At 65.9% G+C, this 19,332-nt stretch carries 20 protein-coding genes and 1 pseudogene; 6 read left to right on the top strand and 15 right to left on the bottom strand.

From position 1 onward, the window contains the following. Positions 1–26: 26 nt before the first annotated feature. Complete coding sequence (locus tag ABQY64_RS01325; protein WP_024939028.1) at positions 27–656, bottom strand: lysophosphatidylcholine acyltransferase; 630 nt, start codon at positions 654–656, stop codon at positions 27–29. A gap of 2 nt (positions 657–658) precedes the next feature. After that, positions 659–1,090: an alternative ribosome rescue aminoacyl-tRNA hydrolase ArfB gene (arfB, locus tag ABQY64_RS01320; RefSeq protein ID WP_006449817.1), complete on the bottom strand. Its 432-nt coding sequence runs from the start codon at positions 1,088–1,090 to the stop codon at positions 659–661. Between the two features lie 56 nt (positions 1,091–1,146). Here arfB and ABQY64_RS01315 point away from each other — a divergent pair, with 56 nt between their 5' ends. Next, a complete protein-coding gene (locus ABQY64_RS01315) occupies positions 1,147–1,731 on the top strand; it encodes a DUF2059 domain-containing protein (protein ID WP_181123418.1) in 585 nt (194 codons plus the stop codon). Between the two features lie 222 nt (positions 1,732–1,953). On the opposite strand, the gene ABQY64_RS01310 is transcribed toward ABQY64_RS01315, so the two are convergent. The 4 genes from ABQY64_RS01310 to ABQY64_RS01295 all read right to left on the bottom strand — a co-directional run bounded on the left by ABQY64_RS01310 (position 1,954) and on the right by ABQY64_RS01295 (position 5,801). Next, entirely contained in the window at positions 1,954–2,724 is a 771-nt protein-coding gene (locus tag ABQY64_RS01310; RefSeq protein WP_039515630.1) for a pseudouridine synthase, read from the bottom strand. 76 nt (positions 2,725–2,800) lie between these two features. Beyond that, the gene (locus ABQY64_RS01305; protein WP_127159628.1) at positions 2,801–3,388 is read right to left on the bottom strand and encodes an O-methyltransferase; all 588 of its coding nucleotides are present in this window, start codon (positions 3,386–3,388) and stop codon (positions 2,801–2,803) included. A 98-nt stretch (positions 3,389–3,486) separates the two neighbouring features. Next, positions 3,487–5,160 carry a ubiquinone biosynthesis regulatory protein kinase UbiB gene (gene ubiB, locus ABQY64_RS01300; RefSeq protein WP_024939032.1) on the bottom strand — a complete coding sequence of 558 codons (1,674 nt, stop codon included), beginning with the start codon at positions 5,158–5,160 and terminating at the stop codon, positions 3,487–3,489. Continuing rightward, positions 5,157–5,801, bottom strand: coding sequence for an SCP2 domain-containing protein (locus tag ABQY64_RS01295; protein WP_046345336.1), 645 nt, complete (start codon positions 5,799–5,801; stop codon positions 5,157–5,159). Before ABQY64_RS01295 ends, ubiB begins: the two co-directional genes overlap by 4 nt. 193 nt (positions 5,802–5,994) lie before the next feature. Here ABQY64_RS01295 and ddlA point away from each other — a divergent pair, with 193 nt between their 5' ends. After that, positions 5,995–7,101, top strand: a complete 1,107-nt coding sequence (gene ddlA / locus ABQY64_RS01290) for a D-alanine--D-alanine ligase (RefSeq protein ID WP_349780149.1) — start codon at positions 5,995–5,997, stop codon at positions 7,099–7,101. After that, positions 7,098–7,580: a GNAT family N-acetyltransferase gene (locus tag ABQY64_RS01285; RefSeq protein WP_349780148.1), complete on the top strand. Its 483-nt coding sequence runs from the start codon at positions 7,098–7,100 to the stop codon at positions 7,578–7,580. Before ddlA ends, ABQY64_RS01285 begins: the two co-directional genes overlap by 4 nt. Before the next feature lie 117 nt (positions 7,581–7,697). Here ABQY64_RS01285 and ABQY64_RS01280 read toward each other — a convergent pair whose 3' ends face one another. Together ABQY64_RS01280 and oleD are read right to left on the bottom strand one after the other, a co-directional pair. Beyond that, positions 7,698–7,856: a DUF1328 domain-containing protein gene (locus tag ABQY64_RS01280; RefSeq protein WP_003468167.1), complete on the bottom strand. Its 159-nt coding sequence runs from the start codon at positions 7,854–7,856 to the stop codon at positions 7,698–7,700. Positions 7,857–7,920: 64 nt separating this feature from the next. Then, positions 7,921–8,931, bottom strand: coding sequence for a 2-alkyl-3-oxoalkanoate reductase (gene oleD, locus ABQY64_RS01275; RefSeq protein WP_047126370.1), 1,011 nt, complete (start codon positions 8,929–8,931; stop codon positions 7,921–7,923). A 198-nt stretch (positions 8,932–9,129) separates the two neighbouring features. On the opposite strand from oleD, the gene ABQY64_RS01270 reads away from it, so the two are divergent. Beyond that, positions 9,130–10,311 (top strand): serine hydrolase, encoded by a 1,182-nt coding sequence (locus ABQY64_RS01270; RefSeq protein WP_104593708.1) that lies wholly within the window; start codon positions 9,130–9,132, stop codon positions 10,309–10,311. Positions 10,312–10,685: 374 nt separating this feature from the next. Here ABQY64_RS01270 and ABQY64_RS01265 read toward each other — a convergent pair whose 3' ends face one another. From ABQY64_RS01265 to oleC, 3 genes and pseudogenes are all read right to left on the bottom strand, one after another. Then, positions 10,686–11,792, bottom strand: a complete 1,107-nt coding sequence (locus ABQY64_RS01265) for a transcriptional regulator (protein WP_349780232.1) — start codon at positions 11,790–11,792, stop codon at positions 10,686–10,688. A gap of 206 nt (positions 11,793–11,998) precedes the next feature. Next, positions 11,999–12,232 (bottom strand): annotated as a pseudogene (locus tag ABQY64_RS01260) (transcriptional regulator); the annotation flags it as partial. A gap of 14 nt (positions 12,233–12,246) precedes the next feature. Continuing rightward, positions 12,247–13,899 (bottom strand): olefin beta-lactone synthetase, encoded by a 1,653-nt coding sequence (gene oleC / locus ABQY64_RS01255; RefSeq protein WP_349780147.1) that lies wholly within the window; start codon positions 13,897–13,899, stop codon positions 12,247–12,249. Positions 13,900–14,211: 312 nt separating this feature from the next. Between oleC and ABQY64_RS01250 the strand changes: the two genes are divergently transcribed. Continuing rightward, positions 14,212–14,595 (top strand): YkgJ family cysteine cluster protein, encoded by a 384-nt coding sequence (locus tag ABQY64_RS01250; RefSeq protein WP_039529059.1) that lies wholly within the window; start codon positions 14,212–14,214, stop codon positions 14,593–14,595. 145 nt (positions 14,596–14,740) lie between these two features. On the opposite strand, the gene ABQY64_RS01245 is transcribed toward ABQY64_RS01250, so the two are convergent. From ABQY64_RS01245 to ABQY64_RS01230, 4 genes are all read right to left on the bottom strand, one after another. After that, complete coding sequence (locus tag ABQY64_RS01245) at positions 14,741–15,643, bottom strand: alpha/beta fold hydrolase (RefSeq protein WP_349780146.1); 903 nt, start codon at positions 15,641–15,643, stop codon at positions 14,741–14,743. Positions 15,644–15,791: 148 nt separating this feature from the next. Beyond that, on the bottom strand, positions 15,792–16,931 hold the full coding sequence (gene fic / locus ABQY64_RS01240; RefSeq protein ID WP_167704989.1) for a protein adenylyltransferase Fic: 1,140 nt from the start codon (positions 16,929–16,931) through the stop codon (positions 15,792–15,794). 87 nt (positions 16,932–17,018) lie between these two features. Then, positions 17,019–18,035, bottom strand: coding sequence for a 3-oxoacyl-ACP synthase III (locus tag ABQY64_RS01235; protein ID WP_016903994.1), 1,017 nt, complete (start codon positions 18,033–18,035; stop codon positions 17,019–17,021). Positions 18,036–18,136: 101 nt separating this feature from the next. After that, the gene (locus tag ABQY64_RS01230; RefSeq protein ID WP_349780145.1) at positions 18,137–18,457 is read right to left on the bottom strand and encodes a DUF4156 domain-containing protein; all 321 of its coding nucleotides are present in this window, start codon (positions 18,455–18,457) and stop codon (positions 18,137–18,139) included. Between the two features lie 395 nt (positions 18,458–18,852). Here ABQY64_RS01230 and ABQY64_RS01225 point away from each other — a divergent pair, with 395 nt between their 5' ends. Further along, positions 18,853–19,314 carry a hypothetical protein gene (locus ABQY64_RS01225; RefSeq protein ID WP_039511132.1) on the top strand — a complete coding sequence of 154 codons (462 nt, stop codon included), beginning with the start codon at positions 18,853–18,855 and terminating at the stop codon, positions 19,312–19,314. Positions 19,315–19,332: the final 18 nt, after the last annotated feature.

Genomic DNA, 19,332 nt, shown 5'->3' with positions numbered 1-19,332 from the left:
AACCTTTCAAGCACGCGGCCGCATCCTCACAGCGTATCGCGATGCTTGCCGCGCCACGGCCGGTACCAGGTGCGGATGGCGGCGATATCGGCGGCCATGTCGGTGCCGGTCCAGAACGGCTCGCCGATACCCACGGTCTTGCTGGGGTAGTCGAAATACACCGGCAGGATCGGCACCTTGGAATCGGAGGCGATCTTCCAGAAGCCGGCCTTCCAGTGCTCCACCCGCTTGCGGGTGCCCTCGGGGGTGATCACGTACCACATCTGTTCGGAATTGCGGATCAGCCGCACCGCCTGGCCGATGGTGCCCTGCGGCGAGCTGCGGTCCAGCGGGATGGCGCCGAGCTTGCGCAGCAGCGGACCCAGCGGCCACCAGAACAGCTGCGCCTTGCCCAGCACGCGCACGTCGAAGCCCAGCGCAAACTTGGCCGCAAAGCCCAGGAAGCCGTCCCAGTTGGACGAATGCGGGGCGACGATCATCACGAGCTTGGGTTCGTCGGGCAGCCGCCCGAGCAGGCGCCAGCCGGTCAGACGCAGTGCCGTGCGCCCCAGCCAGCGGCCGAAGCGGCCATGGGCGCGTGGCATTCTGGGTGGAGAGGGCTGCAGCAGGATGTTGGCCTGTGTTACCGGTGGCAACGACGGGTCGGTGTGACTCACGCTTACTCCCAGTGGGACGCAGAGCGTCCACGCTTGATATGGCTGCGCTCACGCTTGGCATCCAGCCGCCGCAGCTTGGCACCATGACTCGGTTTGGTGGCGACCCGGCGCTTGGGCACCGACAGGCAGGCACTGATGATCTCGACCAGCCGCTCGCGCGCATCCTCGCGGTTGCGGTCCTGGGTGCGGAAGCGCTGCGCGTCGATCACCAGCACGCCATCGGCGGTCATGCGCCGGTCGCGCCGCGACAGCAGCCGCGCGCGCAGGGGTTCGGGCAGCGACGGCGACCCGGCCACGTCAAAACGCAGTTCCACCGCGGTGGAGACCTTGTTGACGTTCTGCCCGCCCGCGCCGCTGGCGCGCACGAAGCGCTCGACGATCTCGCTGGGCGGGATCGTCAGGCTGGGGGTGATCTGGATCGGGTCGCTGGCCATTCAACCCGATTGTATCGGCACCGGCATGGACGCGCGCGCGAACGCCGGCTTCCCGTATGCTGCGGCCGGTTCCCCCGACTGTGCAGGATGCTCCGATGACACCGCCCCGTTCCGTTGCCGCCGCCCGCGCCTTGGCGCGCCGCCTGATCGTGCTGGCCGCGCTGGCACTTGCCACGCCCGCTGCGTTTGCGCAGGCGCCCAGCGATGCCGACGTCAACCGCCTGCTGGCCGCCTCGCGCGCGCAGACCATGCTGGACACGATGCTGCCGCAGATCGAGGCGATGCAGCAGCAACAGTTCGCCCAGCTCACCGCCCAGCGCCAGCTCGACGCCGACCAGCAGGCCCAGCTGCAGCGCATCCAGGAGCGCACCCGCCAGACCGTGCGCAAGGCGCTGTCGTGGTCGGAGCTGCGCCCGATGTATGTGGACATCTACAAGCGCTCGTTCTCGCGCGAGGACGTGCTGGCCATGGCCGAGTTCTACGAGAGCTCGGCCGGCCAGAGCCTGCTGGACAAGACCCCGGCACTGACCCAGAACCTGATGGGCGCGATCCAGCAGAAGATGCTGCCGCTGTTCGCCGACCTGCAGAAGGACCTGGAAAAGATCGTCAATACGCCGGCGGCGGCACCGCAGAAGCCCTGAAGGGCGGGGATTGGGGAATCGGAACAGCGTGCCTGCTGCGGCGGTTGCTGCTTGCGACGGTGGCGGTGGTGGCGCTGACGATGATTGCGCCAACCCGCTTGTCCCATGCAGCGAGGAGGCGCTTGGCTCCTCTCCTGCGGGAGAGGGGTTGAGGTGAGGTACGGTTGTGCGGATCTTCAGCAGATCGTGTGGGCGTGTTGACCGTTAGCCTCGCACACCGCATCAAACCGTCTGCACCGCTCCCAGCGCGGCCATCTCCCACCCGAGCAACGCGCAGGCCTTGGAAAATTCCACATCCAGCGGCGCAGTGACGCTGATGCGCCGCCCGTCGGCCGGATGCGGAAATCCCAGCCGCTCGGCGTGCAGCAGCATGCGGTGGATGCCGAGCATGCGGAAGCTGCGGTTGTGCCGGCCATCGCCGTGGCTGGTGTCGCCGATCATGTGGTGCGACAGGTGTTTCATATGCCGGCGGATCTGCCGGAACCGCCCGGTCTGCGGCTGGCAGCGCAGCAGCGCATAGCGCGAGGTGGCAAAGCCGGTGGACGGGATCTCCAGCTCGCCGGTGGCCAGGCGCTGGAAGTGCGTCACCGCCGGCTTCTTGACCGGCTTGCCGGGGCCGCCGTCCAGATCGTGGTCGACGATGAAGCGCTCCTCGGCCGGCCAGCCGCGGCAGACGGTCAGATAGTCCTTCTCCAATTCGCCGGCCATCAAGGCCTTGCCCAGCGCGCTGGCGGCCTCGCGGTCGAACGCCAGCAGCAGGCAGCCGCTGGTCGCGCGGTCGAGCCGGTGCACCAGAAAGATCGGCCGGCCCAGCTGTTCGCGCAGGCGGTCGGCCAGGAAGTCGTCCTCCCCGCGCGCCAGCTTGCTGTCGTGGACCATCAGGCCGGCGGGTTTGTCGACGACGGCCAGGAGCTCGTCCTGGAAGAGAATCTGCAAGTGCTTGGGGGATGTGCTCACCGGCGGATTATCCGCATCGTCGACACCGCATGCCACTGCGTCGCCGCGCCCTACGGCGCATGCCGACCACGCGCCTTGAGGCCTGAGGGCGTGGCAGCTCGGCCACGCACGCTCAGGCCGCGCCGCACACCGCCAGCAATTCGCCCTTGCCCACCGGCACCACGCTGCAGGTGACTGCCGGATCGTCAGCCAGCAGCGCGGTGAACGGCGCCAGTTCGTCGGCATGCGACAGCGCATTGTCGACCACCAACAGGCCACCGCCGCGCAGCACGCGGCGCAGTGCCGGCCACCAGCGCACGTACTCGCCACGCGCCGAATCCAGGAAGACCAGATCGATGCTGGCGCTGGCGGCCTGGGTCAGCCACGCGCCGCCGTCGCCGTGCACCACCTCCACCGACGCCGCAAGGCCGCTGCGTGCAAGCGTGGCCTGCGCCAGGGCCACCTTGTCGGCCGCAAGCTCCACCGTGGTGACCTGCCCACCGATTGCGGCGGCCGCTTCGGCCAGCCACAGCGTCGAATAACCGTTGGAGGTGCCGATTTCCAGCACGCGCCGCGCAGCGGTGGCGCGTACCAGCACGGCCAGCAATTGCCCGGTGTCGGGCGTGATATTGAGCATGCGCCGGCCACGCTCCGGCTGGTGCGCATCGTTGTCGCTACCGAACCGCGCCAGTTCGTCCTTCAACGCCTGCAGATCGATCATCACTACCTCGCCAGGGACGGCTTCGTCATCGTGCCGCTGCAGGCGCTGCCGCTCCCCAGCCGGATGCGGCAGGCCACCTGTTGCAGTGCTTTCGTGCTTCAGCGCCGCAGCCAGGCGACCAGCAGGGCCACCGAGCCGGCGCCGCCGCTGACCCAGCTCCACACCGGCACCGTGCCCAGGTACCAGCCATTCGGGTGCAGGCCATACAGCACGGCAGCCACCACCAGCAGGCCGCTGCCGGTGATGGCAGTGACCACGCGCGTCTGCAGCTTGCGCAGGCTCAGGTCCAGCGCGCGCAGCTCGGCCGAGCGGATGTCGATCTGGTGGCGGCCTTCCACCTGCTGCTTCAACCAGCTGTGCACCAGGCGCGGCATGTCCGGCGCATGGGTCATGATTTCCGGCAGGCGCTTGCGCAACTCGCCGAGTACGCGACGCGGGCTGTAACGCTCGCGCAGGATGCGTTCGAGCACCGGCCGCGCCACTGCCCAGATGTCCAGCCTGGGGTCGAGCTGGCGGCCGACGCCTTCGATGTTGAGCAAGGTCTTCTGCAACAGGATCAGCTGCGGCTGCAGCGTCAGTTCGTAGCGCTGCGCGACGCGGAACAGCTTGATCAGCACTTCGGCCAGCGAAATCTCCGACAACGGGCGGGTGAAGTACGGCTCGCACACCGAGCGCGCGGCCGCTTCCAGTTCGTCGATGCGCACGTTGTCGGGCATCCAGCCCGCCTCCACGTGCAGCTCGGCCATGCGGCGGTAATCCTTGTGGAAGATCGCCATGAAGTTCTCGGCCAGGTAGTACTGATCTTCCTGCGAGAGCTGGCCCATGATGCCGAAATCCAGCGCGATGAAACGCGGATTGAGCCGGCGCTCCGGGTCGCTGTCGACCCAGATGTTGCCGGCATGCGCATCGGCATGGAAGAAGTTGTCGCGGAACACCTGCGTGTAGAACACCCGCACGCCCTTGGCCGCCAGCGCCTTGCGGTCGATACCGGCCGCATCGAGCTTGGCGATGTCGTCGGACGGAATGCCGTACACGCGCTCCAGCGTGAGTGCACGCTCGGCGGTGTGCGACCAGATCACCTCGGGCACGTACAGATCGTCTGAGCCTTCCCAGAACCGGCGCAGCACGCTGGCGTTGGCGCCTTCGCGCTGCAGGTCGAGTTCGGCCGACAGGGTGCCTTCGATCTCGGCCACCACTTCGCGCGGCCGGATCTTGTCCGCGCGCGGGTGGGTGCGCTCGACCAGCGTGGCCAGCGACTGCAGCAACGCGATATCGGCATCGATCTGGCGCTCGATATCCGGGCGCAGCACCTTGACCACCACCTCGCGGCGCACGCCGTTGGCATCCGGCGGCAAGGTGGCCGCATGCACCTGCGCGATCGAGGCCGAGGCCAGCGGCACGGTGTCGAACGCGGCAAACGCCACGCTCACCGGCAGGCCCAGCGCGCGCTCGACGATCAGCCGCGCCGCTTCGCCGTCGAAGGGCTTGACGCGGTCCTGCAGCAGGGTCAGTTCATCGGCCACGTCGGCCGGAATCAGGTCGCGCCGGGTCGACAGGATCTGCCCGAACTTGACGAAGATCGGCCCCAGCTCCTGCAACGCCAGCCGCAGCCGCGCACCGCGCGATTGCGCGGCGATTTCGGCACTGGCGCGTGGCACGAACGGCTTGGCCAGGCGCAGCCAGCGCTCGGCCGGCGTGTCCTGCAACAGGTCGTCCAGGCGGTAGCGCAGGATCACCCGGCCGATGCGGCTGGCCCGCAGCAGCGCCTTCATGCCGCACCTCCGGCCGCGCGCAGGCGCGCCACGCGCGCGGCCAGCCGTTCGACGTCGTCGCGCAGTTCGTCGACATCGTCGTGGAAGGCGTCCAGTTCGGCACGCGGCACCACGTCGCGCGATTCCTCGGTCACGAATTCGGCCGCGCTATGCGCCAGATCCACCGCGCTGCGGCGTGCCTGCTGCAGCGCTGCACGCACCGCATTGGCGATCTGCACGCCGAGGATCTCGCCGAACACTGCCACGAACGGCAGCTGCCAATCCGGATCGAAGCGGCCGGCCAGTTGCTGCAGCTGGCGCGCCAGCTCGGCATCGCCGGAGACCTTCAGCCGCCCGGCCGGTGCGCCGCTGCGGCGCGCGTTGGCCAGGAACGGCAGCTGGCCGAGCAAGCCGGCCAGGCTGCTGCGCACGGCCAGGTCCGGCTCCTGTGCCTGGTCCACCGGGCCGACCAGCAAGCGGCGCTCGTGCACGCGGATCTGCAGGGCCAGCGCAGGCGCCTCCAGGGTCAGTGCGATGCGTTGGCCTTCCAGTGGCAGCAGGGCGTCGCGGGTATCGGGGTCCAGTGCCAGCGCGCGGTTGAGCGCGGCTTGCAGGGCCTGGCCGGCGAGCGGCTTGAGTGAGTTGAACAGGGATCCGGGCATGGGCGCATTCTACCGTCCCCGCATGTCGCCACTGCTTGACGGTGGTGTGGCACGTGCAAGCCGGAGGCCGGGGTGGCGACCGTGACGGGGCGCCTTGTGGCCAGGCCGCGTGTCTTGGTCAGGCAGGACTTCCTTCGGCGCGCCTGCCGCGGGCATGCTGGCGACCTCATCATGCAGGTGGCAGGAGCAGGCAATGCGCAAGATCCGGGTCGGTCTCATCTTCGGCGGCAAATCGGCCGAGCACGAGGTCTCGCTGCAATCGGCGCGCAATATTCTCGATGCGCTGGATCCGCAGCGCTTCGAGCCGGTGCTGATCGGCATCGACAAGCAGGGCCAGTGGCACGTCAACGACCGCGACAGCTTCCTGCTCAATGCCGACGACCCGGCCCGCATCGCCCTGCATCGCAGCGGTTGCGGCGTGGCCCTGCTGCCTGGCGCGCAGCAACAGCAGCTGCGCCCGACCCAGCCGGAGCAGGCGCTGGCACAGATCGATGTGGTGTTTCCGATCGTGCATGGCACGCTCGGCGAAGACGGCTCGCTGCAAGGGCTGCTGCGTATGGCCAATCTGCCCTTCGTCGGCTCCGGCGTACTCGGCTCGGCGCTGGCGATGGACAAGGACCTGGCCAAGCGCGTGCTGCGCGATGCCGGGCTTGAGGTGGCGCCGTTCGCCTGCTTCAACCGCCACACCGCCGCACATGCCGACGTGGATGCATTGATCGCGCAGTTGGGTTTGCCGTTGTTCGTCAAACCGTCCAACCAGGGTTCGTCGGTCGGTGTCAGCCAGGTGCGCAGTGCCGATGCGTTTGCCGACGCGCTCGCATTGGCGCTGGCATACGACCACAAGGTACTGGTGGAAGCGGCGATCGCCGGGCGCGAGATCGAATGCGCCGTGCTGGGCAATGCCACCCCGCAGGCCAGCGTGTGCGGCGAAGTGGTGGTGCACGACGCGTTTTACTCCTACCAGACCAAGTACATCAGCGAACACGGCGCCGACGTCGTGATCCCGGCCGACATCGATGCGCAGACGCAGCAGCGCATCCAGCAGATTGCGGTGCAGGCCTACCAGGCGCTGGACTGCGCCGGCATGGCGCGTGTGGACGTGTTCCTGTGCGCCGATGGCCGCATCGTGATCAATGAGGTCAACACATTGCCGGGCTTCACCCGGATCAGCATGTACCCCAAGCTTTGGCAGGCAAGCGGGCTGGACTACCGCCGCTTGATCACCCAGCTGATCGAGCTGGCACTGCAACGGCATGCTGACGATCAGCTGCTGCGCAGCGCGGTCGAGCCAGGCGCATGAGCCAGGCCCTTGTGCGCGCCGTGCAACCGCACGACCACCGCGCACTGCTTGCGCTCAACAATGCGCATGCCACCGAGCTGTCGTTGCTGGATGCCGAAGGGCTGGCTGCATTGCTGCAACTGGCGTGGCACGCACGCCTCGTCGCGCCCGCGGATGGCCTGCTGATCGCGCTGGATCAAGGCGCGGCATACGCCAATCCGAACTTTGCATGGATGGCGCAACGCTTCGCGCGCTTTGTCTACATCGACCGCATCGTGGTCGCTGCACATGCGCAGCGGCGCGGGCTTGCCAGGCAGCTGTATGGCGAACTCATCCACTCCGCACGTGCAGCGGCACAACCGCGCCTGGTCTGCGAGGTCAACCTGCTCCCACCCAATCCGGCATCGCTGGCGCTGCACCTGCAATTGGGTTTCCAGCCGATCGGCGATGCGCTGCTGGGCAACGGCAAGCACGTGCAATATCTCGAAAAACTGCTTTAAAACAGAAGCGATTCAACGATGGAGCGTCCATAACGCACATGGCCCGCCTCCTTGCGGAAGCGGGCCATGCGAGCGTCGACCGGCAGCGCCGCTGCCGTGACGTATCGCAGCTAGGCGTTATACCTTGCCGCGACGGAACATCGAGATCACAGCCAGGATCAGGAACACCACGAACAGGATCCAGGCGATGTTGGTCGCCGCACCGGCGATACCGCTGAAGCCCAGCACGGCGGCAATGATGGCGATGACGAAGAAGATGATGGCGTAATGCAGCATGGCAAGGATTCCAGAAGTTGTCGTGCCGAATCGGCGCAGACGTATCCTGAAGATGTGGCGGTCTTTATCGAGTGATGGCGATGTCGTTGGAAGATGAGGATCGGAGCCGTTGCAGCCCCTCTTCGATGCTGACCTGCGGCACATAGCCGAAGTCGCGACGTGCCGGCTCCATGCTGTACCAGTGCGGCGTGCACAGCTGTTCCACCAGAAAACGCGTCAACGGCACTTCGCCAGGCAGACGCAACAGTGGCCACATGGTCTCGCAGATTGCACCGATTCTGTACGCAGTCTTGAACGACAACGAACGCGTCACCGCCGGTGCATCCACCGCGGCCAGCAGGCGATTGAGCAACTCGCGCATCGGCAAGGGCTCGCCGTTGGAGATGAAGTACGCCTTGCCCGCACACGCAGCACCTGCAGCGAGATGCGCAAACGCATCGAAATGCGCCTGCGCGGCGTTGTCGATGTAGGTGCTGTCCACCAGGTTGCTGCCGTCGCCGACCATGCGCAGCCGCCCGGCACGTGCGCGCGCTGCAAGACGCGGCAGCAGATGATTGTCGCCCGGGCCCCAGATCAGGCGCGGACGCAAGGCCACCGTCGCCAGTTGCGCATCGTTGGCCGCCAGCACCGCGCGCTCGGCGATCGCCTTGGTCGCCGCGTACGCCGCGCGCAGGTCCTCGCCATACGGCACTTCGTCGGCGCCCAGCCCTTCCACCGGATTGGTGGCGCGGTGGGTCACGCTGGGCGTGGAGGTATAGATCAGGCGCGACACACCATTGGCCCGACATGCGTCGAGCACGTTCTGCGTGCCCACCACATTGGCCTGGTGATAGCTGTCATAGCTGCCCCACGCACCGGCCTTGGCGGCGTTATGGAAGACCGCATCGATGCCGGCGAAGGCATGCCGAACCGCCTGCGGATCGGCCAGGTCGCCACGGATCTGGCCCACGCCCAAACTCTGCAGCACCGGATAATCGCCGCGCTGGAAACTCACCACCTCGTGCCCACGCGCGATCAAGCCGCGGCACAACGCCTGGCCAAGAAAGCCACCACCACCGGTTACCAACACCTTCATTGCGCCACACCCATCGCTCCTGCAGGGCGCACACAATAGCCGGACCGGACCGTTATCGCGACGCGGCGCAGACGGGTAACCGTTTGCGCCAGACGCAAGCCATTGATCGCAAAGAGCTTCATAAATCTTCATCGAGACATCAGGCAGTTCATTCGCACCGCTGGCGTCATGGTGGCTCCGTCGATCTCTGGAGCCACCATGACCCGCCCGTCTCTGCTGTTACCCGCGCTGTTCGCCATCTCTGCGCTGCACGCCGCACCACCTGTTGCCACGCCCAGAGCTGCCACGCCGACGGCCACCACTCCGACACCTTCAGCTTCAACGGCCGCCACGCCACCTGCTCTGGATGACGGCTGGCCGGTCGCCAGCGCGGCCGCCCATGGCTGGAACCGCACCGTGCTCGCGCAGATGGAACAGGCGCTGGCCGCCGATCTGGCGCCATCCACCACCAGCGTGCTGATCGTGCGCGACGGTGTGCTGGTCTACGAAAACTACCTGGGCGGTGCCGATCGCCAGATCTTGCACGACACCCGCTCGCTGACCAAAAGCGTCACCGGGTTGCTGGTCGGTGCGGCAATCGAGCGCAAACTGATCCCAAACGCGCAGGCCAAGGTCTACGACTACTTTGGCGATCACCAGTGGCAGCATCCCGATCCGCGCAAGCGCGACATCAGCATCGAGGACCTGCTGACGATGAGCTCGCAGCTGGAATGCAACGACGACAACGAATTTTCTGCCGGCAACGAAGAGCGCATGTACGTGAGTGCGGACTGGACCCAGTTCGCCCTAGATCTGCCGATCCGTGGCTACGCGCCGTGGATGCAGCGGCCTGCGCAAAGTCCGCACGGCCGCGCGTTTTCGTACTGCACGGCAGGCTCCTTCCTGCTCGGTGCATTGCTGGAAAGAGCCACAGGACAGCGGTTGCAGGCATTCGCAGCCCAGGTCCTCGAAACGCCGCTCGGAATCACGCAGGCGCAATGGAACGTCTCGTCCGAAGGAGTGGGTATGGGCGGTGGCGGCACCCGTTATCGCAGCCGCGACCTGGCCAAACTCGGTCAACTGCTGCTCGCACAGGGGCGTTGGCAAGGCCGCCAGGTCATTCCCGCAGACTGGGTGCGGGCGATGACCAGCGTGCATGCGCAGGCACGCGAGGATGCCGATTATGGCTATCAACTCTGGCACTTCCTGTTTCCTGTACGCGGCGTACAACGCGACACCTGGGCGATGTCCGGCAATGGCGGCAACTACGTATTCGTCGTGCCCGAAGAGCGGTTAGTGGTCGTGCTCACCCGCCGTGCCTACAACACCCGGCAGATGCACCAGCAATCACACCGGTTGCTGACCGACTATGTGCTCAAGGCGCTCCCCGAAAGCAACTGACAGACGCATCCACACCGCTCGATCACTTCTCGACGTGGCCAAGGGTTTGCGCTTTTAGCGTCGTTTGGATGCTGCCAAGGGAGTCCAATGCCCTAACGCTTGCGGGACACGCCGTAACTCCGTCCCTAGAGGCTCCTTGGCAGCATCCATGCCGCTAAGGGCCCCGCAAGCGGTAAGGACATCTCACCTGCCAACATGGTCGTGTGCGGATGGGAACCACAAGCCGGCTGCGCCCGGCTGGCGGCGTGCTTAGCAGTTTTCCAAGGCGGTTCACCATACGACTGCGCAACCAGCAAGCGCAGTTGTTCTATGAGGCACGCAGCGCATGCAATGCGATTTGAGCATGCAGCGCACAAACGACACATTGCAGTGTCTTAGCCCCGCTCGGACGTCGCTTCTGCCGGCGGCAGATTGCGCTCACGCAGCTGCGCACGCTGGGCAGCAAGATCGGCATCGATGCGTGCCAGCAGCGCAGCAAACTCCGGTAGCGTGCGCAGCGGTTGCAGCAGCGGTGACTGCCGCAGATAGCCGGCATTGCGGTAGCCGGCGGCTTCGGCACGCTGCAGGGCGCGCATCGCTGCATCCGGCGCCTCTGCACACAGCAGCAATACCGCCGCATCGACTGCATCGAACGGATCGCCACCGCGCTCCACGCTGACCAGCAATTCCTGTGCGCGCGCCTGCAGCGTCGCGGCTGCCGGTGGCGGCTGCGCCTGCAGCGTCCACGCCACGGTCTGCGCAAAGCTACCTTGTGGACGCAGCTGCGCCGCCCGTAGCACCGCTGCATGTGCAAGCGCCTTGTCACCACGCACCCAGGCAAGTTCGGCCTGTAGCAACGACAGCCCCGCATACTCGGTGCCGCGGCCCAGCGCCTCGCTCAGGGCGGTCTGCGCTTCAGCCGCGCGGCCATGGTCGAACAGGAACCTGGGCCAGGCCAGATTGGAGAACGGGTCGTCCGGATACAGTTGAAAATTCTTTCGGTAGCGCGCCTCGGCGGCGCTCGCATAGCCGAGCAGGCTCAGATTGCTGGCGATCTGGATCCGCAAGAACCGCACGCGCGAGGGATCGCGCACCGCCAGATTGGCCACCAGCGCCTGCACCAGTTTCCCCTGGCGTTCGTACAGATAGGCGGCCGAGCCGCGCACCGCATCGGCAGCGGGATCCAGCTGCAACGCCTGCTCGTAGGCCGCCAGCGCATCGCCATTGCGACCCTGACAATCCAGTGCGTAGCCACGCGCCGCGTATGCCGCGGCAAGACGCGGCTGCACTGCCAGCACCACATCGGCCAGTTGCAAGGCCTGCTGCGCAAACGCCGCATCGGCGTCGTGTTGGCACACGCGCGCACTGTAGGCGCGACTGAGGCCGAGTTGAGCCTGCCGATCGTCCGGTGCTTGCTGCAAGCGTTGCCGATACAGCCCGATGGCGCGTTCGTTGTCGTCGCGCTGACCGATGCCGGCATAGTAGTCGGCACGCTGCAACAAGGCCGATTGTGCTGGCGGGGTGTCACGCGACTGCAGCCGCCAGGTCGCGCCAACGCAGAGCAGCACCACGCCTGTCGCAATGATCCAGGCACCACGCCGCCGCACCCCAAATGCAGGCGAAGCTCTTCCAACTGTACCGGCACGCATAGTTGATAGCCCTGCCCGCGCACCGAGCGCAGGTAACGCGGCTGACGCGAGTCGTCGCCCAAGGCCTGCCGCAGCAGGCGCACACGTTGGGTGACGGTTTCTTCGTTGACCAGCGCAGGTGCCCACACGTTCTGGATCAACTCGTCGAAACCGACCACCCGCTGCCCCTGCTGCAGCAAATAGTGCAGCAGGCGGAAACTCAACCCGCCGACCTCCAGTGCGACGCCGTCACGCTCCACACGCTGGCGCGCCACATCGATGCGCAGGTCATCCAGTCGATAACGCGCGCGCATCGTGAGGCTCGGCGCTACTGCTGCGCCGCCCAGATCGCCAGCGTTTCGCGGCCGATCTTGGCGTTGTGGCGAATGTCCACCGGAAATCCGGAATGGCGCAGGAAACGCGTGACTCCAGCCGTGTGCGGGTGCGCAGCGCCCAGCGCGCGCAATGCGGTTTCCACTTGCGCAAATGCCGATGCCGCCACGCCAGGCTGCAATTCCACGCACAGCACCGGCTGTTGCTGTCCGGGTGCGCCGACACCGACCAAGGCGGTGCGCCGCACTTGCGGATGCACGTTGAAGACCGGCTCCACCTGCTCGGTGTAGAGCGGGCCGGTGGCGGTTTCCACGCGGTGGGTCTTGCGCCCACAGAACCACAAGCGCCCTTCGGCATCGAAGTAGCCCACATCGCCCATGCGATGCACGATGCGTTCGCTGCCATCCGCGTTGCGCTCGCGGGTCTTGGCAATCCGCGTGGCCGCGTCGCGGTTGAAGTAGGTGTCGGTGGTGGTGGGGCCGGCGACGGTGATCTCGCCGACCTCGCCCACCGCCAGCACGCGCGTGCCGCTCCACTCGGGAATGGCCGCATCGTCGATGGCGATGATGCGCACCTCGTTCGGCGCGACGACCTGGCCGACGCAGGTGCCGGCACCGGCCTCGGTGGCCGCGCGGGTGGCGTCCAGCGTACGCCCTTCAATCGCTGCCACCGGCAGGCATTCGGTAGCGCCATACGGCGTCCAGAATTGCGCATCTTCCGGCAACAACGCGCGGATCTTGGCCACCACGTCCGGCGGCACCGGCGCACCGGCCGAGGTGGCCAGGCGCACGTTTGGCAAGGGCTGGCCGTAGTCGGCCAATACGCGCATCAATGCCGGCGAGCCGAACAACTGCGTGACTCCGAAGCGGTCGATCGCATCGTGCAGCTTGCGCGGATCGGCAGTAGCCGGGCGGGTCGGATCCATGTCCGGAATCACCGAGGTCAGCCCCAGTGCCGGATCGAACAGGGCAAACGGCGGGAACGTCGGCAGATCCACGCCACCGGGCTGCATGCCGAAGGCATTGCGCAGCAATTCGATCTGGCCGACGAAATGCCGGTGGCGGTACACCACGCCCTTGGGCACGCCGGTCGAGCCGCTGGTGAACAGGATGGCGGCCACATCGTCCGGCCCGGTGTTGGCCAGCTGACTGCCGGCGCCGGCGCCATCGCGCTCCACGCGCGCCAGTGTCACCCCGCCCCAGCCGTAACGGCCACCGACGCTGACGATCTGCTTTGCAGAGCGCGCCCAACGCAACAGACGACGCGCCAGCTGCGCAAGCGGAATGCCGATAAATGCCTGCGGCTGCGCTTCGTCCAGGCATTGCTTGAGCGCACGCTTGTCGATGCCCGGATCCACCAGCACCGGCACCGCACCGGCCTTGAACAAGGCAAACATCAGCAGGAAGAATTCCGGCGACGGGCGCACCATCACCACCGCGCGCGCACCGCGTCCGATGCCGTGCAGGGCCAGGCCGGCAGCGATCGCATCGCTGCGCGCGTCCAGCTCGGCATAGCTCAAGGTCACATCGTAGGCGGCAAACCCGTTGGCGGCGCGGCGGCCCGGGCAACGGATGGCGATCTGCTCGGGGCGCTCGCGCGCGAGTTCCGGCAAGGTGGCGGCGATATTGCAGAGAGTCGTCGTAGTCATTGCCGCATTATCACCCATGCGCCGACGGTGCCGGCCGCTTGATCGCGCTCAAAGCGCCTGCGCTGGTGCGTGCTCCCATCGCAGCGATGGCTGACGCGGTGATTGCGCGTCGTCTGGCCGCAACGATGCAGCGCAGTGCTAGCGTGAAATGCCCCGCCCTGCGCGAGGCGCCCCGCGGTGCACACACGCGCTGCGTCGAGCGATGCAGATGAACCGCTAACCGGCGCGCAGCCGTGCCACTTGTATCGCAGCGTGGTTCGGTCAGAATGCCGCGCTCACCACGTTGTTTCGCCGCGCAAGGCCCGGCATTCCATGGCACATCCCTGCCTTACCTGCGGCGCCTGCTGCGCCTACTTCCGCGTCAGTTTCCACTGGAGCGAGGCCGATCCCGCATTGGGCGGCAGGGTACCGATCGAGCTGACCGATGCGCTGCGCACGCACGAGCGCGTCATGCGCGGCACCTCGCAATCGCAGCCGCGCTGCATCGCGCTGGACGCGGACATCGGCCGCTACAGCCGCTGCAGCATCCATGATCGCCGGCCCTCCGCCTGCGCCGCTGTGCCGGCGTCGCTGGAATTCGGCCAGCGCAGCGCACAATGCGACAAATCCCGGCTGGCGCACGGCCTGCACGCGCTGACCGACGCCGACTGGCTGGGCGTCGACGAGGCCCAACGCAATCCGCTGCCGCCGTTGTAACGGCCACCGCTGCGAGTGACTACGCCATCCGCTCGCAACGGCCAACAGACCGACGGCATTGCCGGTCCCATCCACTAGTGCATCCGCGGTCTGCACACCACAGGCCCTCACCTAGCGAGTGCCTGCGCGGCGATGCCAGCAGCGCTTACAGCGGATTGCGCTCCAGAAACGCACGGATCGCCGGCACCAGCACTTCATGCTTGTCTTCCAGCACGTAGTGATTGGCATCGTCGAACGCGGTGACCTCGGCATTGGGCAATGCCTTGCGGAAGCCGGCCAGGAAGTGCTTGTCGAAACAGATATCGCGCAGGCCCCAGGCGATGAACGCCGGGCGATCGGCGAACGACGGCAATGCCTGCGCCGAGCGCTCCAGCAGTGACCAGGCCTGGTCGGCGGGCGACAGCGGAATATCCTGCATGAAGCGGATGGTGGAGATCCGGTTGCGCCAATTGTTGTAGGGCGCCACATAGGCGCGACGCACATCCGCCGGCATCCGCCGCGACACCCCGAACCAGGACGCGCCGGAGGAAAACGCATTGAATGTGCGGATGAACCACTCGCCCGGTCCCCAATGCCGACCCATCGCGATCTGCCACGGCATCGGTTTTTCCGGCGGCAACGGGAATGCGGCGGTGTTGGTAATCACCAGCCGCTTGACCTGCGCATGATGCGACAACGCCCAGCCGAACCCGATCATGCCGCCCCAGTCGTGCACCGCCAGCGTGACCGGACCGGTGATGCCCAGATGCCGCAACAACGTGTCCAGATCATCCACGCGCGACTGCAGCGTGTAGTCGTAACGCGGCTGCGAGTCGGGCGCATCGTCCGGCTTGTCGGACACCCCCATACCGATATGGTCCGGCACGATGCAGCGGTAACGATCCGACAGGCCGCTCACCAGGTGCCGCCACAGATAGCTCCACGACGGATTGCCGTGCAGCATCACGACCACCTCGCCATCGCGCGGACCTTCGTCCAGATACGACATCGCAATGCCGGGACGCACCTCAAGGCGCTGGGGAGTGAAGGGATAGCCGGGGTAGTTCATGCCAAACGCATCCGATTCGATTCGAGAGAGCGCACATGGCGCAAGCGTTGGCCTGCCGTGCGTAGAGATTGGACATCATAGTGGTCGCCACGCTGCGACATGCTCAACCCACTGCGCGCAAGACGGCTACCTGGATCAATTACAGGCTTCATCGCGCTTCCGTCGAAGGCATTGGATAAGGCGGTAGTTGATGACCATCGCCGGACAGAAGTTTCAGGAATGCAGGGTGCAGGAACAGTTTTTCCTTGCCCAGCCGCTGCTCTTGCAGCACACCGATGGTCACCAGTTCCTTTAGATGGCGTGCAGCGGTCTGCCGAGTCACGCCCATCACGTCCACGACATTCTGGATGCGGCAATAGGGCTGATTGAAGACCACTTCGACAAGTTCGCGGCTGTAGGCCTTGGGGGCGTGTTCGCGCACATGATCACGCGCCTGCGTCTCCAATCCTCGGATCGCCTGGATCTTCGCCGTCGTCCACGCAGCTGTCTCTGCAACGGCGGCAAGCATGTACTGAATCCACTCGGCCCAGCGACCGTACCGGGTGACATCCAGCAGCAGTCGATAGTAGTCGCTGCGATGGCGAATGATGTAGCGCGACAAGTACAGGACGGGGATATCGAGCAGGCCTTGCTCGATCAGCATCAGCAGATTCAATACACGTCCGGTACGCCCGTTGCCATCGGTGAACGGGTGGATCGCTTCGAATTGATAGTGCGCGACCGCCATCCGGATCAATGGATCGATATCGGTGCATTCATGAATAAAACGCTCCCAATTGGCCAGCTTGTCGCGCAGCAATGTCTCGCCGACGGGCGGGGTATAGATGATCTGCTGGATCTGATCGTTGGCCAGCGCCGTCCCGGGCACGCGACGGATCTGCATTTGCACAGCTTTAATGCGGCTGCACACCACCACGGCGGTGTCTGTACATAGCGGTCGCTGCTGCAGCGACTGGAACCCTTCGTAGAGCGCGCTACGGTAACGCAGGGCTTCCTTGGTTGCCGGATTCTGGGCGCGCTCCTGATCGTCTGCATAACGGAACAAGTCATCCGTGGTGGTGACGATGTTTTCGATCTCCGAACTCGCCTGTGCTTCCAGGATCGGAATCGTATTGATCAGCACTGCCGGATTTGGCAGCAATGCGGTGGCCTGCTTCAGCTCGGCCAACGCAGTGCGCGCCACGATGCAGGCCTTGAGCAAGGCGCGCGTTTCGATATCTCCCGCCGGAGGAAGCGGCGGGAGCGCGTTGTAGGGCTGCTCGGGATTGAACACCAGCGCGTCGTCCATGCCTACACCGGTCATGTTGCAAGAGCGAACATGATGCAATGACGTGTACTAAAAATCCATTTTTCTTAACACGTCACATGTTGCAACTCACCAGACCACTTCCGCCATCGAGCAGTTCAGCCCCGAGCCAATCCCCATCAACGCGATGCGGTCGCCCTTCTTCAAGCGGCCGAGCTCCTTGAGCTTGCTCAGCACGATCGGGACTGAAGCCGGGCCGATGTTGCCGTGTTCGCCGAAGATCGTCATGACCTTGGCCGGGTCGATGCCGAACGACTTCACGAACGAGGCGGTATGCGGGCGGCTGACCTGGTGGATGACGAACTGGTCCAGCTCGTCCACTGCCCAGCCCATCGCCTGCTTGGCGGCCAGGAAGGTCTTCTGTGCCAGCTTGATGCCTTCGATCAGCAACAGGCGGGTGTCGGTAACCATGCGGTCCAGGTTGCCGCGGCACAGCTTGTTCCACTCGGTGGCCGAGCGGGTCACGCCACCCTTGTAGCGCGGGGCGTCGGGCACCAGCTCGGTGCGCGCCATCACCATGGCTGCAGCACCGCAGCCCAGGGTCAGCGCGGCGAGTTCGTTGCGGAACTCTTCTTCGGTGACGTCGGGCGAGGTCATGCGCTCGAGGGTCTTTTCGTACACCAGGTTGGCGGTTTCGCCATCGACGACCAGCGCATAGTCGATCTCGCCGCGCTCAAGCATGCGGGCGGCGATGTCCATGCCGTTGATGAAGGCAAGGCAGGCGTTGGCGACATCAAAGGTGACGCAGTGGTCGCCGACCCCGAGGTTGCCGGACACGATGGAGGCGGTGGACGGCTCCAGGTAGTCGCGGCTCACCGAGGTGTTGACCAGCAGGCCGATCTTCTCGATGCCGATGCCGGCGTCGAGCAGTGCCTTGCGCGCAGCCTGGGTGGCAGCGTCCGAGGCCTGGACATCCTGGTCCCACAAGCGCCGTGCATGGATGCCGGCAACGTCGCCCAACACGTCGGTTCTGATCCCGAGGCGGTCGTAGGTCGGTTGCAGGCGCTCGTTGATTTCCTTGGAAGTCAGCGTGTGCGGCGCATCAATATGCGCCAGTCCCGCGATGGAGACATTCTGGAAGAGCATCGAAGTAGCGCCATGGCGTCAGGCGAGGGGGCGCTAGTCTAGCCGCTGGCTGGTTTTACCGCATCTTTACAATTGCAGCGGCCGCGCCCCAGCCCAACGGTTCAGCGCGGCGGGCAGCGGAAGGCGTTGAAACGCTGGCTGCCATCGGCCGGCTGGCCCTGCGCCTGGACCGTATTGGCATTGGCGCCCGGCGCCTCGTTGCGTGCAAGCGTTTCCAGTTCTTCCTGCACCCGCAATGGGTTGCGGTTGTAGAAGCCGACCTTGCTCTTGACCGATACCACCACCTCGCCCTGCTGCTGACAGCCAGCTGGCACAGGGCCTGCGGGCAGCACTTGCACGCCTTTGCCGCCTTGCTCGATCGGCACCCAGGTGCAGGCCGTGGCAGTGGTGGCAACCAGAACAGACAGCATCAGCACGCGCATAAGTCTTAGACACCTGAGGACGAAGCCGGATTGTGCCGCAGTTGCCGGGTGGCGATCGGCGTGCGCTGCATGCCCGCACGCCGCGCATTCATCGCGCTGAACACCACGCAGATCGTCATGTTCTCTCGCTTCGGCCGGTGTCCGGCGCCCGCAACCGCGTCCGGGTGTCCGGACGCGGACACCGCTGCGGCGCATAAATCCTTTTGAAAACAATCCACTGGAACTGGCACGCGGTTTGCTGCATGGCATGGGCAAGCAGCGGGCAGCGACCTCGATCAATGAAAATGACTGCCAGCTGAATAAATAAAACTGCGCCGCGAAAGTTATTGCACTTACCGAAACGGTGTACTACATTACTACCACACCACTAATCACCCACACCAAGAGACCTCGCCATGAAGACCCAGACCCTGCGCATCGCCCTCTCCGCCGCTCTGTTTGCCGGTACCGCCCTGGCCGGTTTCGCCCAGGCCGCCAGCCTGACCACGCTGGACACCGTGCAGGTCCGCCCGTCGGCCGACCAGATCGCCCAGCAGGCGCTGGAGCGCAGCAGCGACATCCCTACCCTGGCCGCCGTGCAGGTGCGTCCATCGGCCGAGCAACTGGCCGCCCTCGCCGCCGAGCAGGCCGGCCCGCGCATCCTCACCCTGGCTGCGGTGCAGGTGCGTCCGTCCGCCGACCAGCGCGCCGACCTGGTGACCCGCAACGCCGCTGCCAGCGCGCAGAGCACCTCCGGCCAAGCTGCTGCCGCCATCGGCGCGCTGATGGGCCAGGTCATCGTCAACCTGCCGGTGCCGCAGCTGCAGCCGTCGCCGGTCGAACTGGAAGCGCTGGTCAACGCCGCCATCAGCCTTTGAGCACGCGCGCAGCTACAC

Origin of the sequence: Xanthomonas sp. WHRI 7065 (assembly GCF_040203115.2) — a bacterium.
GTDB lineage: Bacteria > Pseudomonadota > Gammaproteobacteria > Xanthomonadales > Xanthomonadaceae > Xanthomonas > Xanthomonas arboricola.
Note: the sequence above shows the minus strand (reverse complement) of the source record. Positions and strands in the feature narration are given on the sequence as shown.

Excerpts from the sequence above, each read along its gene's own strand:
- arfB (WP_006449817.1), bottom strand. The coding sequence starts at position 1,090 with ATGGCCAGCGACCCGATCCAGATCACCCCCAGCCTGACGATCCCGCCC.
- ABQY64_RS01315 (WP_181123418.1), top strand. The coding sequence starts at position 1,147 with ATGCTGCGGCCGGTTCCCCCGACTGTGCAGGATGCTCCGATGACACCG.
- ABQY64_RS01305 (WP_127159628.1), bottom strand. The coding sequence starts at position 3,388 with ATGATCGATCTGCAGGCGTTGAAGGACGAACTGGCGCGGTTCGGTAGC.
- ubiB (WP_024939032.1), bottom strand. The coding sequence starts at position 5,160 with ATGAAGGCGCTGCTGCGGGCCAGCCGCATCGGCCGGGTGATCCTGCGC.
- ABQY64_RS01295 (WP_046345336.1), bottom strand. The coding sequence starts at position 5,801 with ATGCCCGGATCCCTGTTCAACTCACTCAAGCCGCTCGCCGGCCAGGCC.
- ddlA (WP_349780149.1), top strand. The coding sequence starts at position 5,995 with ATGCGCAAGATCCGGGTCGGTCTCATCTTCGGCGGCAAATCGGCCGAG.
- ABQY64_RS01285 (WP_349780148.1), top strand. The coding sequence starts at position 7,098 with ATGAGCCAGGCCCTTGTGCGCGCCGTGCAACCGCACGACCACCGCGCA.
- ABQY64_RS01280 (WP_003468167.1), bottom strand. The coding sequence starts at position 7,856 with ATGCTGCATTACGCCATCATCTTCTTCGTCATCGCCATCATTGCCGCC.
- oleD (WP_047126370.1), bottom strand. The coding sequence starts at position 8,931 with ATGAAGGTGTTGGTAACCGGTGGTGGTGGCTTTCTTGGCCAGGCGTTG.
- ABQY64_RS01270 (WP_104593708.1), top strand. The coding sequence starts at position 9,130 with ATGACCCGCCCGTCTCTGCTGTTACCCGCGCTGTTCGCCATCTCTGCG.
- oleC (WP_349780147.1), bottom strand. The coding sequence starts at position 13,899 with ATGACTACGACGACTCTCTGCAATATCGCCGCCACCTTGCCGGAACTC.
- ABQY64_RS01250 (WP_039529059.1), top strand. The coding sequence starts at position 14,212 with ATGGCACATCCCTGCCTTACCTGCGGCGCCTGCTGCGCCTACTTCCGC.
- ABQY64_RS01245 (WP_349780146.1), bottom strand. The coding sequence starts at position 15,643 with ATGAACTACCCCGGCTATCCCTTCACTCCCCAGCGCCTTGAGGTGCGT.
- fic (WP_167704989.1), bottom strand. The coding sequence starts at position 16,931 with ATGGACGACGCGCTGGTGTTCAATCCCGAGCAGCCCTACAACGCGCTC.
- ABQY64_RS01235 (WP_016903994.1), bottom strand. The coding sequence starts at position 18,035 with ATGCTCTTCCAGAATGTCTCCATCGCGGGACTGGCGCATATTGATGCG.
- ABQY64_RS01230 (WP_349780145.1), bottom strand. The coding sequence starts at position 18,457 with ATGCGCGTGCTGATGCTGTCTGTTCTGGTTGCCACCACTGCCACGGCC.
- ABQY64_RS01225 (WP_039511132.1), top strand. The coding sequence starts at position 18,853 with ATGAAGACCCAGACCCTGCGCATCGCCCTCTCCGCCGCTCTGTTTGCC.